Here is a 22,983-nt window from a genome sequence, read left to right as displayed (position 1 = left end):
GCGGGGTCGACTTCGTGGAATGCGAGTACGACCCGACGGGAGGGTCGTATGACCTCCCCTGAACCCAACCCGACGAACCACGACTGAACCTTCCGTCATCAACAGGATAATCCATCATGCCATTCCCAGAGAAACGAACCGAACTCATGGCGGCGGCGGCCCAGGTAGACACCGCCATCGCGAACCTTCGGCCGATGCTGACGAGGCTYACCGCCGCTGAGGCAGATATTCGCCGCGAACTGATCGCCACTGGYAAACCTCTGCGCGACCAYCTTCCGGGTGCCGTGCGTTTGAGTGACTTGGCGCAGAGCCTCATTCAGCCTGGTCCTGAACTGACCGGCAAGACACTCGCCGGACTGGCCGGCCAAGCATACCCGGTGGGGCTGTGATGGAACGCACGACACCTAAGAGCTTGCAGGCGCAGCTGGACGCTGTCGATCGCCTGTTGACCGCCAAGCAGGTCGAGGCAGAACAGGGGGCGCTGGCGGCTGTCGAGAGCCCGGAGAAGGCTGAAGCCCTCGCYGTAGTGCTGTCGGAGATCAAGCACCTCAAGAARGATCGCAGYGTTTTCGTCGATGCWTTGATCGCGGCCCAGCGKCGAGAGCAACAGGASCAGGCTAGCGGCGAGGCCCAGCGCCGGGCCGAGGCACGCGCKGCCGCCGCGGTTCATGCCGCCGAMAYCATGGCAAAGGCGACGCGTGTCGATAGCCTGAYGGCCGATCTYRTCGCWGCCCTGGCCGATTTGCAGGCATCCGAGGACGCGACGCGGGAAAAGGCCCGCATTGCCGGGGGTATCCTCAATTCTGTCCGCGTCGGCCAGCAGGACGCCGTGGGGCACGCGCTGGGCAACCTTCAGCGCATCGCCAGTGGAAACCGGACGGGCACGCCTCGATCGACCGCTGACATTTGTCRYGCCGGYTGGTCAGAMCTCCTGGAAACCTCTGACAGCARCGAGGTTGCATGATGGACACGGATCACGCTCATTCGCTGTTCCCTGCCGACGTGCCTCAAGGGGCGGTCCCCCCTGAGCAATTCAGCAGTGGACCGATCGCCAAGCCAGTGACCATGGCGCCGCAGTCTAAGCCTGCGKCTGATCCTGCGTCCGCCTCCAGCTTGTTCCCSACCGAGGCRCTGCCGGATCCYGCGGCWGCMGTCGCGTCCACGTTCGAGCCTTGGGCKGTGGCRGCTCATGCCGGWGGCAACGCWGSCCARGCGGAGGAATGGCGCGCTGCGGGGGAGGTRCTGGCCTCTGATTTCMGMGACAGCGCCATGGACCCGGAGGACGTCCGGGYRATYATGGACCTGACCCGCGAGGCGCAGGGCAATACGACGTTCGGYGCCGTCGAYSCTGAGCGGCTGGAAATCGATCGTGCGCGGGCCACKGATCAGCTGATCGAGGCAGGYGTCACCGATGCGGATGTCGATCTGGCGCGGCGCCTGGTCACAGATCTCGACGCCAAGATGGGCGGCAAGGTTTCRGCCTGGCTGCGCGGTACAGGYCAAGGMAACGAYCCCCGRACGATCCAGCGCGCGATCGCAGAAGCCAAGCGCCGCGGCTATCGGTGATGACGGCCAGTTGTCCCATGTGCGGGGGCGAGGTGACGCTTGCCCCGCTCCCGGACCTGATCGTCGATTGCCAGATMAGCGAGGAGGGGGAGGATGTGCTGAACGCCCTAGCGCGGGCCCGAGGATCTTGGCAAACCACCCCTGAACTGCTCGACGCGATTGCGACCGGATGGGCYGACGYCGATCAGCCGGAGTATCATCGGGGTCTCAGGATCGTGCGCAAGGCTGTTGACGAAATCATGTGGAAGCTGCCGGGCGTCCAGGTGGTGCGATATGGCAACGGCTGGCGCCTGAAGCTTGCGGAGGCTGTGCAGCCTGCCRGTAGCCCCAAAGGCCTGTCCTGCCCCTGCTGTGGGCGCTGGCTRACCCCATCCGACATCACWCGCGAGGCTCTRGTCGTGGGCTGCAGCATCCCCGAACAGCAGGCTCGYGTCMTKGSCGCGYTRTGGGGCCGYAAGCARCCCGTGCGCAATCGGCAGATCCTGGCCTCAATGTTCCACGGCGTGGACGCTTATCCGACCGATCCAGCCGCTGCTTACCTTGCGCTTAAGGTCGCGATGTCYCGACTGCGTGGGGCRTTRAAYGGCACSGGTTTYGGCATCRTCAATGCAGGTTACGCTGGCGGATACCTGTTGCAAGTCSGCGAGGGGGRAAATCATGCTAGTCGAAGCCATGACATTCGAGGACAGGTTCCGAGCGGTGATGTTCATCATGGGGCATCCTCCTTACAACATCGCCGCACCTGATCGGCGGGAGGTCGTGGCGCTGACCTATGCATGGCAGCGGCCGCATTTCTATGCGATCGATCGAACGGACCTCGGGGGCGGCATTAGCGTCCTTGGTGGCGCAGGCGGGCGACTGGCCCCGATCTTAACATTCATCTCTGCMGGTGAACTCGYGGGAGCGCTAGTTTGYTCGTCGCCCTGCGGTGAGTATCCCCTACGCTGCCAGATGCTGGCGGTRCGSGAGGAYCGRCGSRGCGAAGGCATCGCGGCGGAACTGATYGATGAAGCRTTGGAAGCTGCTCCGATCGTTGGGGYCGCCCCGCCTGCKTCTCAGCKYCGCCGGTATCAGGACATRGGGCTCCATTGGATCGMGGGCGCACAGGGACCAGTCGGGTTCACCMGGCGCGTTGGGCGGGATCGGCTGGCGTTCGCTGTGCCTGTCACASATCCGACGGAACTGGACGAGGCCCGGCAGATGGCAAGGGATGCGGGTTTACTCACTTCCACCAACGCCGCGCAAGGTGGGGAACAAGGTGTGTAACCAATAGTAGCTGTCATGCCTAACGACATGAAAAGTAACAGCTATTATAGGATAAATGGTGCGGCCGAGGACACCACTCCAAATTGTTGAAGCACGCTGGAGCATGTGAGAGTGCCACGCAAATGTACCTCTGCCAAACTTACCACCTTCCGTCTTGCTAAGCCTAGGATGAAGTTCTTAAAGTTTCATATAGACTAGGTCGAAGTCGGGGAGTGGCTGCGAACGACCTCACAACACTAATGTGTACGTGTTCCCCCAGCGTTCCCCAGAACGAAAACAGGGCCTAGCCAAGAATGGCTAAGCCCTTGTAATCTTTGGCTCCGGCGGTAGGGATCGAACCTACGACCAATTGATTAACAGTCAACTGCTCTACCGCTGAGCTACGCCGGAACACGGGGCGGATATAGCAACCTCGGTCAGGGGCGTCCAGTGGCGTTCTGGGGTTTTTTGTCATCCGGTCGAAAAAACCGTCTCGATCGTCAAAACGCCCGGAAAATCAACGGCTCCGATCTGGGACAGGGCGATCAGATGGGCCAGGACGTTGCGCGTGGCGATGGGAAGGACCGGTTCGGGCACCGCATAGATGCGGCGCGCAAGGCCCGCCGCGGAATCGGAGCGGACCCGCAGGGCGGCCAGGATCTGGGACGTGCGGTCGCGGCGGTGCCGCGCCAGTTCCGCGATCCGGTCCTGCGGGGCCGTGATCTCGGGCCCGTGGGTCGGCAGCAGAACACGCGGCGACAGTGCCGCCAGCCGTTCCAGCGAGTGGAAGTATCCCGCCAGGTCCCCATCCGGCGGAGAGATCAGCGTCGAGGACCAGCCCATCACCAGGTCGCCGCAGAAGATCCGGTCACCCCATTGGAACGACAGGTGCCCTGCCGCATGACCGGGCGTGTGCCACGCGGTCAGCGACCAGTCTGGCGTGGTGATCACCTCCTGGTCGCGCAGGTGGCGGTCGGGCGCGAAGGCGTGGTCCAGCCCCTCGCCCCCGCCAAGGCCCTCCAGCGCCAGGCGGGACATCAGCGGCGACCGCCCTGCCAGCGCATCGCCGAAGGCCAGCACCGGGGCGCCGGTCAGGCGGGACAGGCGTGCGGCTCCGGCGCTGTGGTCGCGATGCGCGTGCGTGATCAGGATATGGCTGATGCGGCCGCGGCCGGCGCGGGCGACGGCGTCGATATGGGCGGGATCGTCGGGGCCGGGGTCGATCACCGCGACATGGCTGTCGCCCAGCAGGAAGGTGGTCGTGCCCGGCCCGGTCAGGGGGGACGGATTCGGGGCCAGGATCTGCAGCGGCTCTTTCGCAGGCGGAGTCATGGGGCTAGCCTAGCGCGCAACGCAGGAGGCCGCCATGTCGAACAATGCCGACGCCATGCAGATGCGCAAGCTGGTCCCGCGGGGCCTTTATGCGCGCGCGGCGCTGATCCTGTTCCTGCCGGTCGTGGTGGTGACGACTGTGGTCAGCGTGATGTTCCTGCAGCGCCATTTCGAGGGCGTGACCCGGCAGATGACCGCCAGCATGTCGCACGAACTGACCTTTGTCGCGCGGCTGATCGACAGTGCCGCGACGCCCGACGCGGCGCGGCGCGCCGGGGTGTCCGTGGCGCGCCCGCTGGAGCTGGAGCTGGCGCTGCCGGTCGATCCGCCTACCGAGGATCGGCGGCTGTTCTATGATTTTTCGGGACGGGTGGTGACCGAGGTGCTGCGCGACGCGCTGCCGCAGGTGATCTCGGTCGATCTGGCCAGCAGCGACCGGCGGGTGTCGGTGGCGCTGGACGGGCCGCACGGACCCTATGCGCTGAGCTTCGAGCGGCGGCGGGTCAGCGCGTCGAACCCGCACCAGCTGTTGGTGCTGATGGTGTTCACGTCGGTCCTGATGACGGGGATCGCGATGATCTTCCTGCGCAACCAGCTGCGCCCGATCCGGCGGCTGGCCTATGCGGCCGAGGAATACGGCAAGGGGCGGATCGTGCCCTATCGCCCGTCCGGGGCGGTCGAGCTGCGCAGCGCGGGCACCGCGTTTCTGGACATGCGCAACCGGCTGGAGCGCCAGAACGACCAGCGCAAGCTGATGATGTCGGGAATCAGCCACGACCTGCGCACGCCGCTGACGCGGATGAAGCTGGGGCTGTCGATGATCGGGCCCGACATGCCGCCTGAGCCCGGTGACATCAGCGCGATGGAGGCCGACATCGCGGAGATGAACCGCATGGTCGACGGCTTTCTGGACTATGCCCGCGACGACGCGCAGGACAGCGCGCCCCAGCCCATCGCCGCCGCGGGTTTCCTGGAGGGCCTGGTCGCGGACGCGCAACGCGCCGGCCAGCAGGCCAGCCTGGTCCAATTCGAGGGCGATCGGGACGGGTTGGCCACCTTCCGCCCCGACATGCTGCGCCGTGCGCTGGAGAACCTGATCGGCAACGCGGTGCGTTACGGCAGCCGGGCCGAGATGGACGCCTCGCTTGGCCCGCGCAGCCTGCGGATCGGGATCGAGGATGACGGCCCCGGCATCCCGGAGGACAGCCTGGACGCGGCCATGCGGCCCTTTACCCGTCTGGATCCGTCGCGGCGCAGGAACAGCGCGCAGGGGGCCGGGCTGGGCTTGGCGATCGCCGCGGACGTGGCGCGCGCGCATGGCGGGCAGCTGCGGCTTGGCCGCGGCCCGCGTCTGGGCGGTCTGCGGGCAGAGATCGTCATTCCGCGCTGACGAAATAGGTGGCATTGTTGCGGTCATATTGAACGCGGGGGGCGACACCCCTAGATTGATCGCATGCAGAGGCCGCGCGTCGCCATGACGGGGCCGCGGCTTCGGGCAGAAAGGACATACCATGACGGAATTCACCACCCAGACCTATCCGGTGCTGCCCCTGCGGGATATCGTCGTCTTCCCGCACATGATCGTTCCCCTGTTCGTCGGACGCGAGAAATCGGTCCGCGCGCTGGAGGCCGTGATGGAATCGGACAGCCCGATCCTGCTGGCCGCCCAGAAGGACGCGGCCATCGACGAGCCCACCGAGGAGGGCATCTTCCGCGCCGGTGTTCTGGCCAATGTGCTGCAGTTGCTCAAGCTGCCGGACGGCACCGTGAAGGTGCTGGTCGAGGGCCGCGAACGGGTCGAGATCACCGACTTCGTGCCCCATGACGACCATTTCATGGCCGAAGCCCGCGTCTTGGACGAAACGATGGGCGACGAGGCCACGGTGGCCGCGCTGGTGCGCACCGTGACCGAGGAGTTCGAGCGTTACGTCAAGGTCCGCAAGAACATCCCCGAGGAGGTCGTGACCGCCGTGTCCGAGGCGTCCGAGCCCGGCAAGCTGGCCGACCTTGTCGCCGGACACATGGGCATCGACCTGGAGCGCAAGCAGGACCTGCTGGACACGCTGGAGGTCGCGGCACGCCTTGAGAAGATCTATGGCCACATGCAGGGAGAGATGTCTGTCCTGCAGGTCGAGAAGAAGATCAAGTCGCGCGTCAAGACCCAGATGGAGAAGACGCAGCGCGAATACTATCTGAACGAGCAGATGAAGGCGATCCAGAAGGAGCTGGGCGACGGCGAGGACGGCCAGAACGAGCTGGCCGAGCTGGAGCAGAAGATCGCCGCCACCAAGTTCAGCAAGGAGGCCCGCGACAAGGCCGAGGGCGAACTGAAGAAGCTGAAGTCGATGTCACCCATGTCGGCCGAGGCGACCGTCAGCCGCAACTACCTGGACTGGCTGCTGTCGCTGCCCTGGGGCGTCAAGTCGCGCACCCGCAAGGATCTTGGCCGCGCCGAGGCGATCCTGGACGCCGACCACTATGGTCTGGACAAGGTCAAGGAGCGGATCGTCGAGTATCTGGCCGTGCAGGCCCGCAGCCAAAAGCTTAAGGGCCCGATCCTGACGCTGGTCGGTCCTCCGGGCGTGGGCAAGACCTCGCTTGGACGGTCCATCGCCAAGGCGACGGGGCGCGAGTTCATCCGCATCAGCCTTGGCGGCGTGCGCGACGAGAGCGAGATCCGCGGTCATCGCCGGACCTATATCGGGTCCATGCCGGGCAAGATCATCCAGGCGCTGAAGAAGGCCAAGACGACCAACCCGCTGATCCTTCTGGATGAGATCGACAAGATGGGCCAGGATTTCCGGGGCGATCCGGCATCCGCCATGCTGGAGGTGCTGGATCCGGAACAGAACTCGACCTTCGTGGACCACTATCTTGAGGTGGAATACGATCTGTCGAACGTGATGTTCGTGACGACGGCCAACAGCTACAACATGCCGGGCCCGCTTCTGGACCGCATGGAGATCATCAGCCTGTCGGGCTATACCGAGGATGAAAAGCGAGAGATTGCCAAAGGCCACCTGCTGTCCAAGCAGATCGCCGCGAACGGTCTGCGCAAAGGAGAGTTCAGCGTCTCGGACGAGGCCCTGACCCACATGATCCGGTATTACACCCGCGAGGCCGGGGTTCGCTCGCTGGAGCGCGAGATCGCCAAGCTGGCCCGCAAGGCCGTGACGGAGATCCTGAAGGGCAAGGTCAAATCGGTCGAGGTGACGCCGGAGAAGGTCGAGGAATACCTTGGCGTGCGCCGCCACCGCTATGGCTTGGCCGAGAAGGAGGACCAGGTCGGCGTGGTGACGGGTCTTGCCTGGACCTCGGTCGGGGGCGATCTGCTGCAGATCGAGGCGCTGCGCCTGCCGGGCAAGGGTCGCGTCAAGACCACTGGCAAACTGGGCGAGGTGATGAAGGAATCGATCGACGCGGCGTCCAGCTTCGTGCGCTCGATCGCGCCGGATATCGGGGTCAGGCCCCCGGAATTCGACAAGCGCGACATCCACGTCCACGTCCCCGAGGGCGCCACGCCCAAGGATGGACCGTCGGCGGGCATCGCCATGGTGACCTCGGTCGTGTCGGTCATGACCGGCATCGCGGTCCGCAAGGACATCGCCATGACCGGCGAGGTGACCCTGCGCGGCAACGTGCTGGCCATCGGCGGGCTGAAGGAGAAGCTGCTGGCGGCCCTGCGTGGCGGTATCAAGACGGTGCTGATCCCGCAGGACAATGAAAAGGATCTGGTCGAGATCCCGGACAACGTCAAACAGGGGCTGACCATCATTCCGGTCAGCAACGTGCGCGAGGTTCTGCGCCACGCCCTGGTGCGCCAACCCAAGGCCATCGAATGGGACGAGGCCGCCGAAGAGGCGGCCGAGGCCGCGCGGCTAGCCAACCATCGCGGCAGCGATGGGCAGGGCAGCGCCGTCGCGCACTGACAGGGAGAGGGCCGGGGCAATCCCCGGCCCTTTTTCCATGGTGCGGGCAAGCGTTAACAAAGATTGACGCAACGTCAAATCGCGCTAGGCTGATCCCATCATTGCCTGACGGGGGGGAACAGCAATGCCAGCCGAAATCATCGGGGCCGACGGCCCGACGCCCGTGCTGCACGATCCGCATGTGGCGATCGTCGTTCAGAAGCGCGACTTCATCGACCGCGTTGTGGCCGCGACGGGCGCCCGGCGCACCGATGCGCGCCCGATCATCGAGGCGACGCTGGCGCAGCTTGGCATGGTCCTGTCCGCCGGGCACACCCTGGCGGTGCCGCCCCTGGGGCGGGCGCGAATCAATCTGGAGCGTGACGCCCGCGGCGGCGATGTCATCACGCTGCGACTGCGCCGCCGTGCCCCCCCACCGGCCTGATGGCGTGGAAAACAGCTAGTCGAAACGCGCATCGCCCTCTTGCAACCGGCTGCGGCTGGCGGTAATGACCAGCCCGACGGGTGATTAGCTCAGTGGTAGAGCGCTTCGTTCACATCGAAGATGTCAGGGGTTCAAATCCCTTATCACCCACCATTTCCCTTGCCGGTTTGCGCTTTTCGCCGCGGGCGCCTATATCGGCGGCCTTGACCCGCAATCCCGGACCGCCCATGCCCGACCCGATCAGTGATGCCGCGCGCCTTTCGGTCGCGCCGATGATGGACTGGACCGACCGCAACTGTCGGCGGTTCCACCGGCTGATGTCGCGCCGTGCGCTGCTGTACACCGAGATGGTCACCGCGCCGGCGATCATCCACGGCGACCGGCCGCGCCTGCTGGATCATGACGCCGCCGAACACCCGGTGGCGCTGCAGCTGGGCGGATCGGACCCCGCGGAACTTGCCCAGGCCACGCGGCTGGCCGCCCCCTGGGGTTATGACGAAATCAACCTGAACTGCGGCTGTCCAAGCGACCGCGTGCAGTCCGGGGCCTTTGGCGCGATCCTGATGACCACGCCGCAGGTGGTCGCCGATTGCGTGGCGGCCATGCAGGACGCCAGCGCCGTGCCCGTGACCGTCAAGTGCCGCATCGGGGTGGACGACCAGCAGGCCGAACAGGTACTGCCCGAATTTCTGGACATGCTGCAGCGCACGGGCATCCGGCGGGTGACGATCCACGCGCGCAAGGCCTGGCTCAAGGGCTTGAGCCCCAAGGAAAACCGCGAGGTCCCGCCGCTGGACTATCCGCTGGTCCACGCGATGAAGGCGCAGTTCCCGGCGCTGCATCTGTCGATCAACGGCGGCATTGCGACGCTGGATCAGGCCCGTGACCAGTTGGCGGTGATGGACGGGGCGATGATCGGCCGCGCGGCCTATCACGAACCGTGGAACATCCTGGGCGGCGCGGATGTGCTGTGGGGCGACGTTCCGCCCTTTGCCGCCCCGGCCGAGGTCGCCGTGGCGATGCGCCCGATGATCGTCGACCACATCGCCAAAGGCGGGCGGTTGCACCAGTTCACGCGGCATATGCTGGGCCTGTTCCACGGCCAGCCCGGCGCCCGCGCCTGGAAGCGCACCCTGTCCGAAGGGGCGTCCAAGGGCGGGATCGAGGTCTATGACGCGGCCTTGGCGCAGGTGACCGAGGCCGCGCTGGCCTAACCGGCGGTCTTCTCCGCGACCTTGGCCGCGTTCCACAGGCGGTCCATCTCGGCCAGGTCGCTGTCCTCGGGGCGGCGGCCGTCGGCGGCCAGCGCGGCCTCGATGGCGGCAAAGCGGCGCGTGAACTTGGCGTTGGCGCGGCGCAGGGCCAGTTCGGGGTCGATCTTCAGGTGACGGCCCAGATTGGCCATCACGAACAGCAGGTCGCCGAACTCCTCCTCCATCGCGTCGGGGCCCAGGGTGTCGCGGGCCTCGACCAGCTCGGCCGTCTCCTCGGTGATCTTGTCCAGGACATCCGCGGGGCCGGGCCAGTCAAAGCCCACGCGCGCCGCCCGGTTCTGCAGCTTAAGCGCCCGCGTCAGTGCGGGCAGGCCCAGGGCGACCCCGTCCAGCGTGCCGCGTTCGGCCTTGCCGGCCCGTTCGACGGCCTTGATCGCCTCCCAGTCCTTGACCTGCTGTTCGGCGGACTTGTCGCGAGATTCGTCGCCGAAGACATGCGGATGCCGGAAGATCAGCTTGTCGCTGATCGCGGCGGCACAGTCGGCGAAATCGAACATCCCGGCCTCGCGCGCCATCTGGGCGTGAAACACCACCTGCAGCAGCAGGTCGCCCAGCTCTCCGGGCAGCTCGTCCCAGGCCTGGCGCTGGATCGCGTCCTCGACCTCGTGGGCCTCCTCGATCGTGTAGGGCGCGATCGAGGCGAAGTCCTGTTCGATGTCCCAGGGGCAGCCGGTCCTGGGGTCGCGCAGCGCGGCCATGATGTCCAGCAGGCGCGTGATCTGCGCGGCGGGGTCGAGGGTCATTGCAATTCCCTTCGTCAGGCGGAAGATGGCCCATCGACTGCCACAGCATAAGGCCCAAGTCCACATGCCCGTCCTGAACCGCATCGCCGATTTCGCAGATCAGATGACCGAATGGCGCCGCCACCTGCACCAGCATCCCGAACTGGGCTTCGACTGCGGCCAGACCGCCGCGTTCGTCGCGGCGCGCCTGCGCGAGTTCGGCGTGGACGAGATCCACGAGGGGATCGGCCGCACCGGCATCGTGGCGATCATCCGCGGGCAGGGAGAGGGCCCGACCATCGGCCTGCGCGCCGACATGGACGCTCTGCCCATGACCGAGACGACGGGCCTTCCCTGGGCCTCGACCGTGGCGGGGCGGATGCATGCCTGCGGGCATGACGGGCACACGACGATGCTGCTTGGGGCCGCGAAGTACCTGGCCGAGACGCGCAACTTTGCCGGCCGCGTCGCGCTGATCTTCCAGCCCGCCGAGGAGAACGGCGGCGGCGGCGACGCGATGGTCCAGGACGGTATGATGGACCGTTTTGCCATCGAACGCGTCTTTGCGATGCACAACAATCCCGGCCAGCAGACCGGCAGCTTCCAGACCACCCCCGGTCCGATCATGGCCGCCGTTGACACGTTCGAGATCGACGTGCAGGGCCGCGGCGGGCACGGCGCGATGCCGCACCTGACCGCCGACCCGATCGTGGCCGCCGTGGCGGTGGTCAGCGCGATCCAGACGATCAGCAGCCGCAACCACCATACCGCCGACGACCTGGCCCTGTCGGTCACCCAGATCCACACCGGCAGCGCCGACAACATCGTGCCGGACACGGCCTATATCTGCGGGACGGTGCGGACTTTTGCGCCCCATGTGCGCGACATGGTGCGCCGCCGCATGACCCAGATCTGCGACGGGCAGGCCCAGGCCTATGACGTGGAGATCCGCCTGAACTATCAGGAAGGCTATCCCGCGACGGTCAACGATGCCGAACAGACGGCCTTTGCCGTGCGCGTCGCAAAGGAGATCGCCGGCCCCGCCAATGTCGATCCCGACGCCGGCCGCGAGATGGGGGCCGAGGATTTCAGCTATATGCTGAACGCGCGGCCCGGCTGCTATCTGTTCCTGGGTCAGGGGGACGGCGCGGGGGTCCATCACCCGGCCTACGACTTCAACGACGCGATCTCTCCGGTCGGGGCCAGCTTCTTCGCGCGGCTGGTCGAACGGGCGCAGCCGGCGCAACCCTGATCACAAGGACGTTCGCTGCCCTTGCCCGCAAGGCGGCGGGCGCTTTCTTGCCAAGGGCGGACAGCGCGGCTAGGTTGCGCGCCAATCCTGACGCGGCCCCGGTCGCGCCCCCAGACCGAAAGGACCCTTGATGTTCGTGACCCCCGCCTATGCCCAAGCCGCCGGCGGCGCCGGTGCCGGTGCCGCATTCGCGCAGTTCATCCCGCTGATCCTGATCTTCGCGATCATGTACTTCCTGATGATCCGCCCCCAGCAGAAGCGTCTGAAGGCACATCGCACGATGGTCGAGAACGTCAAGAAGGGCGACCGCGTCGTCACCCAGGGCGGCATCCTGGGCAAGGTCGTGTCGGTTGGCGAGGACGAGCTGGAGGTCGAGATCGCGACCGGCGTGCGTGTCCGCGTGATCCGCAGCACCCTGGCACAGGTCGTCACCAAGACCGAACCTGTCGCCGCAAACAGCTGAAAAGGCCCTAGCCAAGATGCTTCAGATCGACCGATGGAAGCGCGTCCTGATTTTCGGGATCTGCCTTCTGGGCCTGCTATATGCCTTGCCCAACGCCTTCTACGCCCGCGTCGAGGCGCATAACGATGCCGTGGCCCAGATCGAGGCCACCGGCGTCGAGACGCCCGAACTGGCCGCGGCGCGGGATGGGTGGCCGTCGTGGATGCCGTCGCATCTGGTCAATCTGGGGCTGGACCTGCGCGGTGGCGCCCATCTGCTGGGCGAGGTGCAGGTCGACCAGGTCTACAAGTCGCGCATGGATGCGCTGTGGCCAGAACTGCGCCGCGCGCTGTCGGATGCCCGCGACACCGTCGGATCGGTCCGCCGCGTGGCCTCCCCCGACGGCGTCCTGGCCATCGAGATCGGCAATGCCGACCAGATGGCCGCCGCGACCGAGATCGTGCGCGGATTCTCCACGCCCGTCACCACGCTGACCGGCGCGGGCCAGCAGTCGCTGGCCATCAGCACCCAGGGCGCGACCCTGACCATCCAGCTGTCGGATGCCGAAAAGGCCGTCACCGACGACCGCACGATCCAGCAATCGCTGGAGATCGTGCGCCGCCGCGTCGACGAGGTCGGCACGCGTGAACCCACCATCACCCGCCAGGGCGAGGACCGTATCCTGATCCAGGTGCCGGGCATCGGATCGGCCGCGGAACTCAAGGAGCTGATCGGCACCACCGCGCAGCTGACCTTCAACCCGGTCGTGGGCACCACCGCCGACCCGCAGGCCCAGCCCGGCGTCGGCCAGACGATCGCGCCGTCCATCGACCAGCCGAACCTGTTCTATATCCTGGAGCAAAGCCCCGTCGTCACCGGCGAGGACCTGGTGGACGCCATGCCCGCCAGCGACGAGAACGGCCTGCCTTCGGTCAACTTCCGCTTCAACCCGACAGGGGCGCGGGCGTTCGGGGCCTATACCTCGGCCAATATCGGCCAGCCCTTCGCGATCGTCCTGGACAACGAGGTCATCTCGGCCCCGGTCATCCGCTCGGCGATCACCGGCGGATCGGGCCAGATCTCGGGCTCGATGGACTTCGACCAAGCGAACCAGTTGTCGATCCTGCTGCGCGCCGGCGCCCTGCCGGCCGAGCTGACCTTCCTTGAGGAACGCACCATCGGCCCCGAACTGGGCCAGGACAGCATCGAGGCCGGGCGCATCTCGGCCATCGTCGCCACCGGGCTGGTCGCGGCCTACCTGATCGCCAGCTATGGGCTGTTCGGCGTGTTCGCCTCGATCGCGGTCGCGGTCAACGTCATCCTGATCCTGTCGATCATGAGCATGATGGGCGCAACCCTGACCCTGCCGGGCATCGCGGGCATCGTCCTGACGGTGGGCACCGCGGTCGATGCCAACGTCATCATCTTCGAGCGAATCCGCGAGGAGCTGCGCCGCGCCAAGCGGCCGTTCCGCGCCATCGAGGACGGTTTCCGCGAAGCGATGAGCGCGATCATGGACGCCAACGTCACCAGCTTCATCGCGGCCGCGGTCATGTTCTATCTGGGCTCGGGCCCGGTCAAGGGCTTCGCCGTCACGCTGACCATCGGTCTGGTCACCTCGGTCTTCACGGCGATCTTCCTGACGCGCCTGATGATCCTCACCTGGCTGGAATGGCGCAAGCCCGTCCAGCTGAACCTGTAAGGGGGACGCAATCATGGCCTTCCGTCTGAAACTGGTCCCCGACGTTACCCGGATCGACTTCTTCCGCTGGCAGTGGCTGACCGTCGGGGCGTCCGCCGTGGCGGTGGTCGTGTCGATCCTGGCCACGATCTTCATGGGGCTTAACTACGGCATCGACTTCCGGGGCGGCACGACGATCCGCACCGAAAGCACCACCGCCTTCGACATCGGCGACTATCGCCAGGCGTTGGACGGCATGGGTTTCAGCGACGTGTCCATCACCGAGGTGTTCGACCCGTCCTTCGGGGCCGACCGCCACGTCGCCATGGTCCGCATCGGCACCACGGACGAGGCGGGATCGGTCTCTCCCGAACAGCTGGCCGAGGTCGAGGCTGCGTTGCAGCAGGTCGATCCGCAGGTGACCTTCGCCTCGGTCGAATCCGTCGGACCCAAGGTGTCGGCCGAACTGATCCGCACCGCCATCATGGCGGTGGCGGCGGCGACCGTGGGCATCCTTCTCTACATCTGGCTGCGGTTCGAATGGCAGTTCGCGGTCGGCGCCGTGGTGTCGCTTCTGCATGACGTCATCCTGACCGTCGGCATCTTCGCGCTGTTCCAGATGAAGTTCGACCTGACGACCATCGCGGCGCTGCTGACGACATTGGGCTTCTCGGTCAACGACACCGTCGTGGTCTTCGACCGGCTGAGGGAGAACCTGATCAAGTTTAAGACGATGAAGCTGATCGACGTCATGAACCTGACCGTGAACGAGACGCTGTCGCGGACCGTCATGACTGCGGTGACCACCGCCATCGCGCTGACCGCGATGCTGGTCCTGGGCGGCGACGTGGTGCGCGGGTTCGTCTTTGCGATGCTGTGGGGCGTGTTCGTGGGCACCTATTCCACGGTCTATGTCGCCAAAAGCGTCGTTCTGTGGCTGGGCGTGAAACGCGACTGGTCCAAGGACGGCGATGGTCCCAAGAAGAACGTGTCCCCCTTCGAGGGCGCCGAGGAGGTCTGATGCCCGCCCTGACGCCCACGGATTTCACCGGCCAGAACGCGGTCGACGGCTATGGACCCGGCTTCTTCCGCATTGCCGGAAAGGTCCATCAGGGTGCGCAGGTGGTCGAGGCTGACCGTGTGACGCCTTGGGGCGGGCTGGACGATCCCGGCCCGCTGCTGGCGCTGGCCGGGCGCGTGGACGTGCTGTTCCTGGGCCTTGGGGCGCAGGTCGGTTATGCCCCGCGCGACCTGGCGGCGCAGCTGGACGCGCTTGGCGTGCGGGTCGAGGCGATGGCCTCGGCCACTGCGGCACGCACCTACAACGTCACCCTGTCCGAAGGGCGGCGCGTCGCCTGCGCCCTGATCCCCGTGTGAGCCTGCTGGCCGTCCATGACCTTGCCGTGGCGCGCGGAGGTCTGCGGACGGTCGAGGGCGTCAGCTTTGCCCTGGACCCCGGTCAGGCGCTGATCCTGCGCGGCCCGAACGGGCTGGGCAAGACCACGCTGCTGCGCACGGTCGCGGGGCTGCAATCCCCCGTCACGGGGCGGATCGACATGGCCGACGACGTCGTCGCCTATGCCGCCCATGCCGACGGGCTGAAACCGGCGCTGACGGCGCGCGAGAACCTGACATTCTGGGCACGGGTCTTTGGCGGTCAGGGCGTCGAGCGGGCCTTGGCCGAGATGGACCTGACCACGCTGGCCACGCGTCCCGCCGCGGCGCTGTCGGCGGGGCAGAAACGCAGGCTGGGGCTGGCCCGGCTGCTGGTCACGGGCCGTCCGCTGTGGGTGCTGGACGAGCCCACGGTGTCGCTGGATGCCGCCTCGGTCGCGCGCTTCGCGCAGGTGGTGGCCGACCATCTGGGGCAGGGCGGTGCGGCGCTGATCGCCACGCATATCGACCTGACCCTGCCGCAGGCGCGCGTCCTGGACCTGACCCCGTTCCGCGCCCGACCCGGTGCGCCCATCGCGCGGCCGTCCGGCTTCAACGAGGCGTTCGGATGATCGCGCTCTTGATCCGCGACCTGCGTCTGGCCACGCGGGCGGGCGGTGGGTTTGGCCTGGGCGTCGCGTTCTTCCTGATCCTGTCGGCGCTGGTGCCCTTTGGTGTCGGTCCGGACCGTGCGACGCTGGCCCCAGTAGCGCCGGGCATCCTGTGGGTCGGGGCGCTGCTGGCATGCCTTCTGTCGCTGGACCGCATCTTTGCGCTGGATCACGAGGACGGCAGCCTGGACCTGCTGGCCACCGCCCCCCTGCCGCTGGAGGGGGCGGTCGCGATCAAGGCCCTGGCCCATTGGATCACCACCGGCCTGCCGCTGGTGCTGGCCGCCCCGATCTTGGGGCTGCTGCTGCATCTGCCGATGCAGGCCGTGCCGGCGCTGGTGCTGTCGCTGGCCCTGGGCACGCCGGCGCTGTCGATGCTGGGGGCCTTCGGAGCGGCGATTACCGTCGGGCTGCGCCGGGGGGGGCTGCTTTTGTCGCTGTTGGTCCTGCCGCTGTATATCCCCACACTGATCTTCGGCGCCGAGATCACCCGCCGCGGGGTCGAGGGGCAGGCCATCGGCACGCCGCTGGTGTTCCTGGCGGGCATCACGCTGGCCGTGCTGGCGCTGATCCCGCTGGCGGCAGCGGCGGCGCTGCGGGTCAATCTGCGGTGAGACGCCCTTGAGGGCGCGGGGAAAACAGGGAATACACGGACACATGTCGATCTGGGAATACGCAAACCCCGCCAAGTTCATGCGCACCACCGAAGGGGCCTTGCCCTGGCTGGTCGGCAGCGCCGCGATCTGCTGCGTGGGCGGGGTGGTCTGGGGGTTCCTGACGCCCGAAGATTTCCGGCAGGGATCGACGGTCAAGATCGTCTTCCTGCACGTGCCCGCCGCGATGATGGCCATCAACATCTGGGTGATGATGCTGGTCGCGTCGCTGATCTGGATCATCCGCCGCCATCATGTCAGCGCCTTGGCGGCCCGCGCCGCAGCCCCCATCGGGGCGGTGATGACGCTGATTGCGCTGGCGACCGGGGCTATCTGGGGCCAGCCGATGTGGGGGACGTGGTGGGAATGGGACCCGCGCCTGACCTCGTTCCTGATCCTGTTCCTGTTCTACATCGGCTATATCGCGCTCTGGGCATCGGTCGAGGATCCCGACAGCGCCGCCGACCTGACGGGCGTGCTGTGCCTGGTGGGGTCGGTCTTTGCGCTGCTGTCGCGCTATGCCGTGCTGTTCTGGAACCAGGGCCTGCACCAGGGCGCCAGCCTGTCCGTCGCCCCCGGAGAGCGAATGTCCGCGGTCTATCGCCACCCGCTGTACCTGTCGATGCTGGGGTTCTTCCTGCTGACGCTGGCGCTGATCCTGATCCGCACCAGAACCGAAATCCGCAAGCGCCGCCTGGCCGCGCTGCAAGCCAGGGAGATGCGCGCATGATCGATCTTGGACGGTATGCCGGCACCGTGCTGGCCGCCTATGGGGTCAGCATCGTGCTGATCGCGGGGCTGGTCTGGCACACCGTCGCGGCCAATGCCCGCGCCCGCCGCGCCCTGCAGGAGTTCGAGCGCAATGGCTAGGATCGCGCCGCTGATGCTGCTGCCCCCGCTGGCCTTCGCGGCGCTGGCCGCGACCTTCCTGTGGGGCATGAACCGCGACGATCCGGGCAGCGTGCCGTCGGCCATGATCGGGCGCCAGGCGCCGCCCGTGCCGGCCACGACCCTGCCCGGCAAGACCCAGCTGACCGACGCGATGCTGCGCGAGCCGGGGGTCAAGCTGGTGAACTTCTGGGCAAGCTGGTGCCCGCCCTGCCGGATCGAACATCCGACCCTGATGGCGCTGTCCGAACAGCTGCCCGTCTATGGCGTCGATCTGCGCGATGTCGAGGCCAACGCGCTGCAGTTCCTGTCAGCCGACGGCGACCCCTTCGCGGCGCTGGCGACCGATCCGCGCGGACGGGCAGCCATCGACTGGGGCGTGACCGCGCCGCCGGAAACTTTCATCGTCGATGGCGACGGGACGGTTCTGTACCGGTTCGCTGGCCCGCTGGTCGATGCCGATTACCAGACGCGATTCCTGCCGGAACTGGAACGCGCACTGGCCGACCAGGACTAGGCCGCTTGCACCCAGTCCCCTTGCGCGACATGCTGACCCAAAGGCACGCACAAATAGGGGAGACGACAGATGACACGGACAGGTCTGGCACTGGCGCTGCTGATGGGCAGCACCACCTGGGGCATGGCCCAGCAGGCGACCGACGCGATCGCGCCCGAGGCCGCGTCGGGGACGCAGGTCGCGACCGAAGGCTTTGGTGATCTGACGCAGGCCGCCCGCGACGGGCTTGCCGCCAAGGCCGAGGGTCGCCCGGTTACCGCCCCCGACTGGATGATCAGCGCTGCCCACCCGCTGGCCGTGCAGGCCGGCGCCCGCGTGTTGGAACAGGGCGGCAGTGCGGCCGACGCGATGGTCGCGGTCCAGGTCGTGCTTGGCCTGGTGGAACCGCAAAGCTCTGGCCTCGGCGGCGGGGCGTTTCTTGTCTGGTACGACGCCGCCACGGGCGAGGTGACCACGCTGGACGGCCGAGAGACCGCGCCGATGGCCGTGACCCCCACGCTGTTCCAGGATGACCAGGGTCAGCCGCTGGACTTCATGGAGGCGGTGGTGGGCGGTCGGTCCGTCGGCACCCCCGGCACGCCGCGACTGCTGGAGACAGCACATCGCAAATGGGGGCGCGCCAACTGGGCCGGGCTGTTCCAGGACGGCATCGATCTGGCCCAGAACGGGTTCACGGTGTCGCCGCGGCTGGCCTCGCTGGTCGCGTCCGAAGGCGATGCCCTGGCCCGCTATCCGGCGACGACGGACTATTTCTTTCCGGGCGGTCAACCCGTCGTGCAGGGGGCGACCCTGACCAACCCCGCCTATGCCGACACGCTGCGGGCGCTGGCCCGCGACGGTGCAGATGCCTTCTATGACGGTCCCATCGCGGACCAGATCGTCGCGGCGGTCCGCGGGGCCGAGGACAATCCCGGCCTGCTGACCCGGTCCGACCTGTCGGCCTATCGCGTCGTGGAGCGTCCGGCGGTCTGTGTCGAGTATCGCGATCACGACGTCTGCGGCATGGGGCCGCCGTCCTCCGGGGGGCTGACGGTGGGGCAGATCCTGGGGATGCTGGGCGGCTATGACCTGGCTTCGCTTGGCGCCGAAAGCCCCGAGGCGTGGCGCCTGATTGGCGACGCCTCGCGTCTGGCCTTCGCCGATCGGGGCCGCTTCATGGCGGATGCCGATCATGTGGCGATGCCGACGCAAGGGTTGATCGATCCGGCCTATCTGGACGAACGCGCCGCCCTGCTGCAGGGCGACGACAGCCTGCCCGAGGTCACCGCCGGCCAGCCGGGGTGGAGCCATGCCGCCCTGTGGGGCCAGGACAGCGCGCTGGAACTGCCCTCGACCACCCATATCTCGATCGTGGATGGCGACGGGAATGCGCTGTCGATGACCACTACCATCGAGAACGGTTTCGGGTCGCGGGTGATGGCAGCGGGGTTCCTGCTGAACAACGAGCTGACCGATTTCAGCTTCGAGACGCATGACGCCGACGGCTGGCCCATCGCCAACGCCATCGCGCCGGGCAAGCGGCCGCGGTCGTCGATGGCGCCGACCATCGTGCTGAAGGACGACGCCCCGGTGATGGTGATCGGATCGCCGGGCGGCAGCCGCATCATCGGCTATGTCGCGCGGGCGATCGTGGCGCATCTGGACTGGGGTCTGGACATCCAGGCCGCCGTGGCCGGGCCGAACCTGGTGAACCGTTTCGGCCCGATGGACGTCGAGGCGGGGCTGCCCGCGGCCCTGACCGACGGGCTGACCGCGATGGGGTTCGAGCTGAACGAGACCGAGCTGACATCGGGCCTGCAGGGGATCGTGATCACCCCCGACGGGTTGCAGGGCGGCGCCGACCCGCGCCGCGAGGGTGTCGCCATCGGTGGCTGATCCGCGCCGGGCGGAGGGCTGTCCCCGCGTCGGTCCTCGCGGGGTTTTCGGCAACAAAGATGCCCGCCCCGGCGTGGTCGGCGCTTATCTTGGCCTTGGTCATGAAAAAACCCCCGGCGCGGTGCCGGGGGTTTCCTTTTCGCAGCGCGGGCCGATCAGGCGGCGGCGAGGTTGCGCAGCACATAGTGCAGCACGCCACCGTTCTTCAGATAGTCGATCTCGACCTCGGTATCGACGCGGGCCTTCAGCTGGATCGTCTTTTCGGTGCCGTCGGCGTACTTGATGGTGCAGGGTACCATCGACAGCGGCTTGAAGTCGCCGGCCAGCCCCTCGATCGTCACGACCTCGTCGCCGGTCAGGTTCAGCGAATGGCGGGTGTCGCCATTGGTGAACTCGAACGGGATGACGCCCATGCCGACCAGGTTCGACCGGTGGATCCGCTCGAAGGATTCCGCGACCACGGCCTTGACGCCCAGCAGGTTGGTGCCCTTGGCCGCCCAGTCACGCGACGAACCCGCGCCGTATTCCTTGCCGCCGAAGATCACCAGCGGGGTGTCCTGTTCGACATAGGACATCGCTGCGTCATAGATCGCGGCCTGGTTGCCCGACGCGTCCTTGGAGTAGCCGCCCTCGACCCCGTCCAGCATCTCGTTGCGGATGCGGATGTTGGCGAAGGTGCCGCGCATCATGATCTCATGGTTGCCGCGGCGCGAGCCGTAGCTGTTGAAATCGCGCGGCGAGACCTGGCGCTCCGTCAGGTACTTGCCTGCCGGGGTGGTGGGCTTGAACGAACCTGCGGGGCTGATGTGGTCGGTCGTGATCATGTCGCCCAGCAGCGCCAGGACGCGGGCGCCCTTGACGTCGCTGATCGTGCCCGCATCCTTGGACATGCCCTGGAAATAGGGCGGGTTCTGGATGTAGGTCGACGAGGCCGGCCAGTCATAGGTCTCGCTGTCGGTGATCTCGACGCCTTGCCAGCGCTCGTCGCCCTTGAAGACGTCGGCGTATTTCGCCTGGAACATCTCGCGGGTGACGATGGTGTCGACCAGGTCCGCGACCTCCTTGGAGGTGGGCCAGATGTCCTTCAGGTAGACCGGCTTGCCGTCAGGCGTGTGCGCCAGCGGGTCCTTGGTCACGTCGATGTTCATGTCGCCCGCGATGGCATAGGCCACGACCAGCGGGGGGCTGGCCAGATAGTTCGCGCGGACGTCCGGGCTGATGCGCCCTTCGAAGTTGCGGTTGCCCGACAGGACCGACACGGCGACCAGGTCGTTGTCGTTCACGGCCTTCGAGATCTCGGGCTGCAGCGGGCCCGAGTTGCCGATGCAAGTGGTGCAGCCGAAGCCCACCAAGTTGAAGCCCAGGGCGTCCAGGTCTTCCTGCAGGTTCGCAGCCTTGAGGTATTCCTCGACCACCTGCGAGCCGGGTGCCAGCGAGGTCTTGACCCAAGGCTTGCGGGTCAGGCCCAAGGCGCGCGCCTTGCGGGCGACCAGGCCCGCAGCCATCAGCACATAGGGGTTCGACGTGTTGGTGCAGGAGGTGATCGAGGCGATCACGACCGAACCGTCACGCAGGGTATAGTCCTCGCCCTCGACGGCACCGCTGTTCAGGTGGCCGTGGCTGCCGCCGGGGATTTCCTCGGGCGCGGGATCGGGGGATCCGGCTTCCTCGGTCATCTCGGCCTTCTCCTCGGCCGGGACGGACGGTGCCGGGCGGATGCCGCGGATGTATTCGCCGAAGGCGGTCGCGGCCTCGGTCAGGGGGACGTGGTCCTGCGGGCGCTTGGGCCCCGAGATCGCCGGGACGACCGTGCTCTGGTCCAGCTCCAGCGTCGAGGAGTAGACGGGCGCATAATCCGCCGTGCGCCAGAAGCCGTTCTCCTTGGCATAGGCCTCGACCAGGGCGATGCGGTCCTCCTCGCGGCCGGTCTGGCGCAGATAGCGCAGCGTCTCGTCGTCGATCGGGAAGAAGCCGCAGGTGGCGCCGTATTCGGGGGCCATGTTGGCGATGGTCGCACGGTCGGCCAGCGGCATGTGGTCCAGCCCCTCGCCGTAGAACTCGACGAACTTGCCGACGACGCCGTGGGCGCGCAGCATCTGGGTGACCTTCAGCACCAGGTCGGTGGCGGTGACGCCCTCGCGCAGCGCGCCGGTGACCTTGAAGCCCACGACCTCGGGGATCAGCATCGAGATCGGCTGGCCCAGCATCGCGGCCTCGGCCTCGATCCCGCCCACGCCCCAGCCCAGGACGGCCAGGCCGTTGACCATGGTGGTGTGGCTGTCGGTGCCGACCAGCGTGTCGGGATAGGCGACGGTCTTGCCGTTCTGGTCCGTGTCGGTCCAGACGGTCTGGGCCAGGTATTCCAGGTTCACCTGGTGGCAGATGCCGGTGCCGGGCGGGACCACGCGGAAGTTGTTGAACGCCTTCTGGCCCCATTTCAGGAACGTGTAACGCTCCATGTTGCGCTCGTATTCCAGTTCGACGTTGCGCTGGAAGGCGCGGGGGGTGCCGAATTCGTCGATCATGACCGAGTGGTCGATGACCAGGTCGACCGGGTTCAGCGGGTTGATCTGCTGCGGGTCGCCTCCAAGCGCCTTGATGCCGTCGCGCATCGCGGCCAGGTCGACCACCGCCGGAACGCCGGTGAAGTCCTGCATCAGCACGCGGGCCGGGCGATAGGCGATCTCGCGGCTGGACTTGCCGCCGTCGGTGGCCCATTGCGCGAATGCCTTGACGTCGTCGACGGACACGGTCCGGCCGTCATCCTCGAAGCGCAGCATGTTCTCCAGCACGACCTTCAGCGCGGCCGGCAGTTTCGAAAAGTCGCCAAGCCCCGCCTCGGTGGCGGCGGCGATCGAGTAATAGTCGACGCTCTGCGCGCCCGCGCTCAGCGTGCGGCGCGTCTTGGCTGTGTCGGTTCCGGTCTGGATGGGCATCAAGGCCTCCCTGTCTGCAAGAATGGATGGGTCCGGCGTGTGCCTTGCTTTGCCCCATCGGGGGGCATCGCGCAAGGGTTGCGTCGCGAATTGTATGCGATTGCATACCATCTTTCGCGCTGTTGCTCAAGAGGCACGCATCGGTCCGTCGCACGCGCTGACGAAGCCTTGATTTGGTGTTTCACCGCGCCACCCGTTAACA

20 protein-coding genes and 2 tRNA genes are annotated in these 22,983 nt (G+C 67.0%); 18 read left to right on the top strand and 4 right to left on the bottom strand.

Going from position 1 to position 22,983, the window contains the following annotated elements; all coding sequences use genetic code 11:
- Positions 1–116 precede the first annotated feature (116 nt).
- Positions 117–389, top strand: a complete 273-nt coding sequence (locus SY26_RS05460; RefSeq protein ID WP_045999541.1) for a hypothetical protein — start codon at positions 117–119, stop codon at positions 387–389.
- 907 nt (positions 390–1,296) lie between these two features.
- Entirely contained in the window at positions 1,297–1,566 is a 270-nt protein-coding gene (locus SY26_RS20970) for a hypothetical protein (protein ID WP_157020403.1), read from the top strand.
- A gap of 1,581 nt (positions 1,567–3,147) precedes the next feature.
- Here the strand turns inward: SY26_RS20970 and SY26_RS05440 are convergent.
- A tRNA-Asn gene (locus SY26_RS05440) sits at positions 3,148–3,222 on the bottom strand.
- Positions 3,223–3,282: 60 nt separating this feature from the next.
- Positions 3,283–4,143, bottom strand: a complete 861-nt coding sequence (locus SY26_RS05435; RefSeq protein ID WP_045999537.1) for an MBL fold metallo-hydrolase — start codon at positions 4,141–4,143, stop codon at positions 3,283–3,285.
- A 34-nt stretch (positions 4,144–4,177) separates the two neighbouring features.
- Between SY26_RS05435 and SY26_RS05430 the strand changes: the two genes are divergently transcribed.
- The 5 genes from SY26_RS05430 (at position 4,178) to dusA (ending at position 9,710) form a co-directional block, all read left to right on the top strand.
- Positions 4,178–5,533: an ATP-binding protein gene (locus tag SY26_RS05430; RefSeq protein ID WP_232303265.1), complete on the top strand. Its 1,356-nt coding sequence runs from the start codon at positions 4,178–4,180 to the stop codon at positions 5,531–5,533.
- Positions 5,534–5,654: 121 nt separating this feature from the next.
- Positions 5,655–8,072, top strand: coding sequence for an endopeptidase La (gene lon / locus SY26_RS05425; protein ID WP_045999536.1), 2,418 nt, complete (start codon positions 5,655–5,657; stop codon positions 8,070–8,072).
- Between the two features lie 124 nt (positions 8,073–8,196).
- Positions 8,197–8,496 (top strand): hypothetical protein, encoded by a 300-nt coding sequence (locus SY26_RS05420; RefSeq protein WP_045999535.1) that lies wholly within the window; start codon positions 8,197–8,199, stop codon positions 8,494–8,496.
- A gap of 78 nt (positions 8,497–8,574) precedes the next feature.
- Positions 8,575–8,649 (top strand) — tRNA-Val (locus tag SY26_RS05415).
- 74 nt (positions 8,650–8,723) lie between these two features.
- Complete coding sequence (gene dusA, locus SY26_RS05410) at positions 8,724–9,710, top strand: tRNA dihydrouridine(20/20a) synthase DusA (RefSeq protein WP_045999534.1); 987 nt, start codon at positions 8,724–8,726, stop codon at positions 9,708–9,710.
- On the opposite strand, the gene mazG is transcribed toward dusA, so the two are convergent.
- Positions 9,707–10,513 (bottom strand): nucleoside triphosphate pyrophosphohydrolase, encoded by an 807-nt coding sequence (mazG, locus tag SY26_RS05405; protein WP_045999533.1) that lies wholly within the window; start codon positions 10,511–10,513, stop codon positions 9,707–9,709. The two genes, dusA and mazG, sit on opposite strands and share 4 nt — an antisense overlap.
- Positions 10,514–10,577: 64 nt before the next feature.
- On the opposite strand from mazG, the gene SY26_RS05400 reads away from it, so the two are divergent.
- The 11 genes from SY26_RS05400 to ggt all read left to right on the top strand — a co-directional run bounded on the left by SY26_RS05400 (position 10,578) and on the right by ggt (position 19,845).
- On the top strand, positions 10,578–11,744 hold the full coding sequence (locus SY26_RS05400) for a M20 aminoacylase family protein (protein WP_045999532.1): 1,167 nt from the start codon (positions 10,578–10,580) through the stop codon (positions 11,742–11,744).
- Positions 11,745–11,874: 130 nt separating this feature from the next.
- On the top strand, positions 11,875–12,207 hold the full coding sequence (gene yajC / locus SY26_RS05395) for a preprotein translocase subunit YajC (protein WP_045981124.1): 333 nt from the start codon (positions 11,875–11,877) through the stop codon (positions 12,205–12,207).
- 16 nt (positions 12,208–12,223) lie between these two features.
- Positions 12,224–13,888 (top strand): protein translocase subunit SecD, encoded by a 1,665-nt coding sequence (secD, locus tag SY26_RS05390; RefSeq protein ID WP_045981125.1) that lies wholly within the window; start codon positions 12,224–12,226, stop codon positions 13,886–13,888.
- Positions 13,889–13,901: 13 nt separating this feature from the next.
- On the top strand, positions 13,902–14,888 hold the full coding sequence (secF, locus tag SY26_RS05385; RefSeq protein ID WP_045999531.1) for a protein translocase subunit SecF: 987 nt from the start codon (positions 13,902–13,904) through the stop codon (positions 14,886–14,888).
- Positions 14,888–15,244: an Mth938-like domain-containing protein gene (locus SY26_RS05380; protein WP_045999530.1), complete on the top strand. Its 357-nt coding sequence runs from the start codon at positions 14,888–14,890 to the stop codon at positions 15,242–15,244. The genes secF and SY26_RS05380 overlap by 1 nt, the downstream gene beginning before the upstream one ends.
- Positions 15,241–15,873 carry a heme ABC exporter ATP-binding protein CcmA gene (gene ccmA / locus SY26_RS05375; protein WP_045999529.1) on the top strand — a complete coding sequence of 211 codons (633 nt, stop codon included), beginning with the start codon at positions 15,241–15,243 and terminating at the stop codon, positions 15,871–15,873. Before SY26_RS05380 ends, ccmA begins: the two co-directional genes overlap by 4 nt.
- Positions 15,870–16,526 (top strand): heme exporter protein CcmB, encoded by a 657-nt coding sequence (gene ccmB / locus SY26_RS05370; protein WP_045999528.1) that lies wholly within the window; start codon positions 15,870–15,872, stop codon positions 16,524–16,526. Before ccmA ends, ccmB begins: the two co-directional genes overlap by 4 nt.
- 43 nt (positions 16,527–16,569) lie before the next feature.
- Positions 16,570–17,295, top strand: a complete 726-nt coding sequence (locus SY26_RS05365) for a heme ABC transporter permease (protein ID WP_045981130.1) — start codon at positions 16,570–16,572, stop codon at positions 17,293–17,295.
- A complete protein-coding gene (gene ccmD, locus SY26_RS05360; RefSeq protein ID WP_045981131.1) occupies positions 17,292–17,435 on the top strand; it encodes a heme exporter protein CcmD in 144 nt (47 codons plus the stop codon). The genes SY26_RS05365 and ccmD overlap by 4 nt, the downstream gene beginning before the upstream one ends.
- Positions 17,428–17,970: a DsbE family thiol:disulfide interchange protein gene (locus tag SY26_RS05355; protein WP_232303264.1), complete on the top strand. Its 543-nt coding sequence runs from the start codon at positions 17,428–17,430 to the stop codon at positions 17,968–17,970. The genes ccmD and SY26_RS05355 overlap by 8 nt, the downstream gene beginning before the upstream one ends.
- A gap of 69 nt (positions 17,971–18,039) precedes the next feature.
- Positions 18,040–19,845 carry a gamma-glutamyltransferase gene (ggt, locus tag SY26_RS05350; protein ID WP_045999527.1) on the top strand — a complete coding sequence of 602 codons (1,806 nt, stop codon included), beginning with the start codon at positions 18,040–18,042 and terminating at the stop codon, positions 19,843–19,845.
- A gap of 155 nt (positions 19,846–20,000) precedes the next feature.
- On the opposite strand, the gene acnA is transcribed toward ggt, so the two are convergent.
- Positions 20,001–22,781 carry an aconitate hydratase AcnA gene (acnA, locus tag SY26_RS05345; RefSeq protein ID WP_045999526.1) on the bottom strand — a complete coding sequence of 927 codons (2,781 nt, stop codon included), beginning with the start codon at positions 22,779–22,781 and terminating at the stop codon, positions 20,001–20,003.
- Positions 22,782–22,983: the final 202 nt, after the last annotated feature.

This window comes from Paracoccus sp. 228, assembly GCF_000967825.1.
Classification (GTDB): Bacteria; Pseudomonadota; Alphaproteobacteria; order Rhodobacterales; family Rhodobacteraceae; genus Paracoccus; species Paracoccus marcusii.
The sequence above is the reverse complement of the archived record's forward strand: the minus strand, read 5'-3'. Positions and strand labels throughout refer to the sequence as shown.

Bases quoted from the DNA above. Each gene is read 5' to 3' on its own strand.
- SY26_RS05435 (WP_045999537.1), bottom strand. From the start codon at position 4,143: ATGACTCCGCCTGCGAAAGAGCCGCTGCAGATCCTGGCCCCGAATCCG.
- ccmB (WP_045999528.1), top strand. From the start codon at position 15,870: ATGATCGCGCTCTTGATCCGCGACCTGCGTCTGGCCACGCGGGCGGGC.
- secF (WP_045999531.1), top strand. From the start codon at position 13,902: ATGGCCTTCCGTCTGAAACTGGTCCCCGACGTTACCCGGATCGACTTC.
- SY26_RS05430 (WP_232303265.1), top strand. From the start codon at position 4,178: ATGTCGAACAATGCCGACGCCATGCAGATGCGCAAGCTGGTCCCGCGG.
- SY26_RS05380 (WP_045999530.1), top strand. From the start codon at position 14,888: ATGCCCGCCCTGACGCCCACGGATTTCACCGGCCAGAACGCGGTCGAC.
- ccmD (WP_045981131.1), top strand. From the start codon at position 17,292: ATGATCGATCTTGGACGGTATGCCGGCACCGTGCTGGCCGCCTATGGG.
- lon (WP_045999536.1), top strand. From the start codon at position 5,655: ATGACGGAATTCACCACCCAGACCTATCCGGTGCTGCCCCTGCGGGAT.
- secD (WP_045981125.1), top strand. From the start codon at position 12,224: ATGCTTCAGATCGACCGATGGAAGCGCGTCCTGATTTTCGGGATCTGC.
- mazG (WP_045999533.1), bottom strand. From the start codon at position 10,513: ATGACCCTCGACCCCGCCGCGCAGATCACGCGCCTGCTGGACATCATG.
- SY26_RS05400 (WP_045999532.1), top strand. From the start codon at position 10,578: ATGCCCGTCCTGAACCGCATCGCCGATTTCGCAGATCAGATGACCGAA.
- yajC (WP_045981124.1), top strand. From the start codon at position 11,875: ATGTTCGTGACCCCCGCCTATGCCCAAGCCGCCGGCGGCGCCGGTGCC.
- dusA (WP_045999534.1), top strand. From the start codon at position 8,724: ATGCCCGACCCGATCAGTGATGCCGCGCGCCTTTCGGTCGCGCCGATG.
- SY26_RS05420 (WP_045999535.1), top strand. From the start codon at position 8,197: ATGCCAGCCGAAATCATCGGGGCCGACGGCCCGACGCCCGTGCTGCAC.
- SY26_RS05365 (WP_045981130.1), top strand. From the start codon at position 16,570: ATGTCGATCTGGGAATACGCAAACCCCGCCAAGTTCATGCGCACCACC.
- ggt (WP_045999527.1), top strand. From the start codon at position 18,040: ATGACACGGACAGGTCTGGCACTGGCGCTGCTGATGGGCAGCACCACC.
- acnA (WP_045999526.1), bottom strand. From the start codon at position 22,781: ATGCCCATCCAGACCGGAACCGACACAGCCAAGACGCGCCGCACGCTG.
- SY26_RS05355 (WP_232303264.1), top strand. From the start codon at position 17,428: ATGGCTAGGATCGCGCCGCTGATGCTGCTGCCCCCGCTGGCCTTCGCG.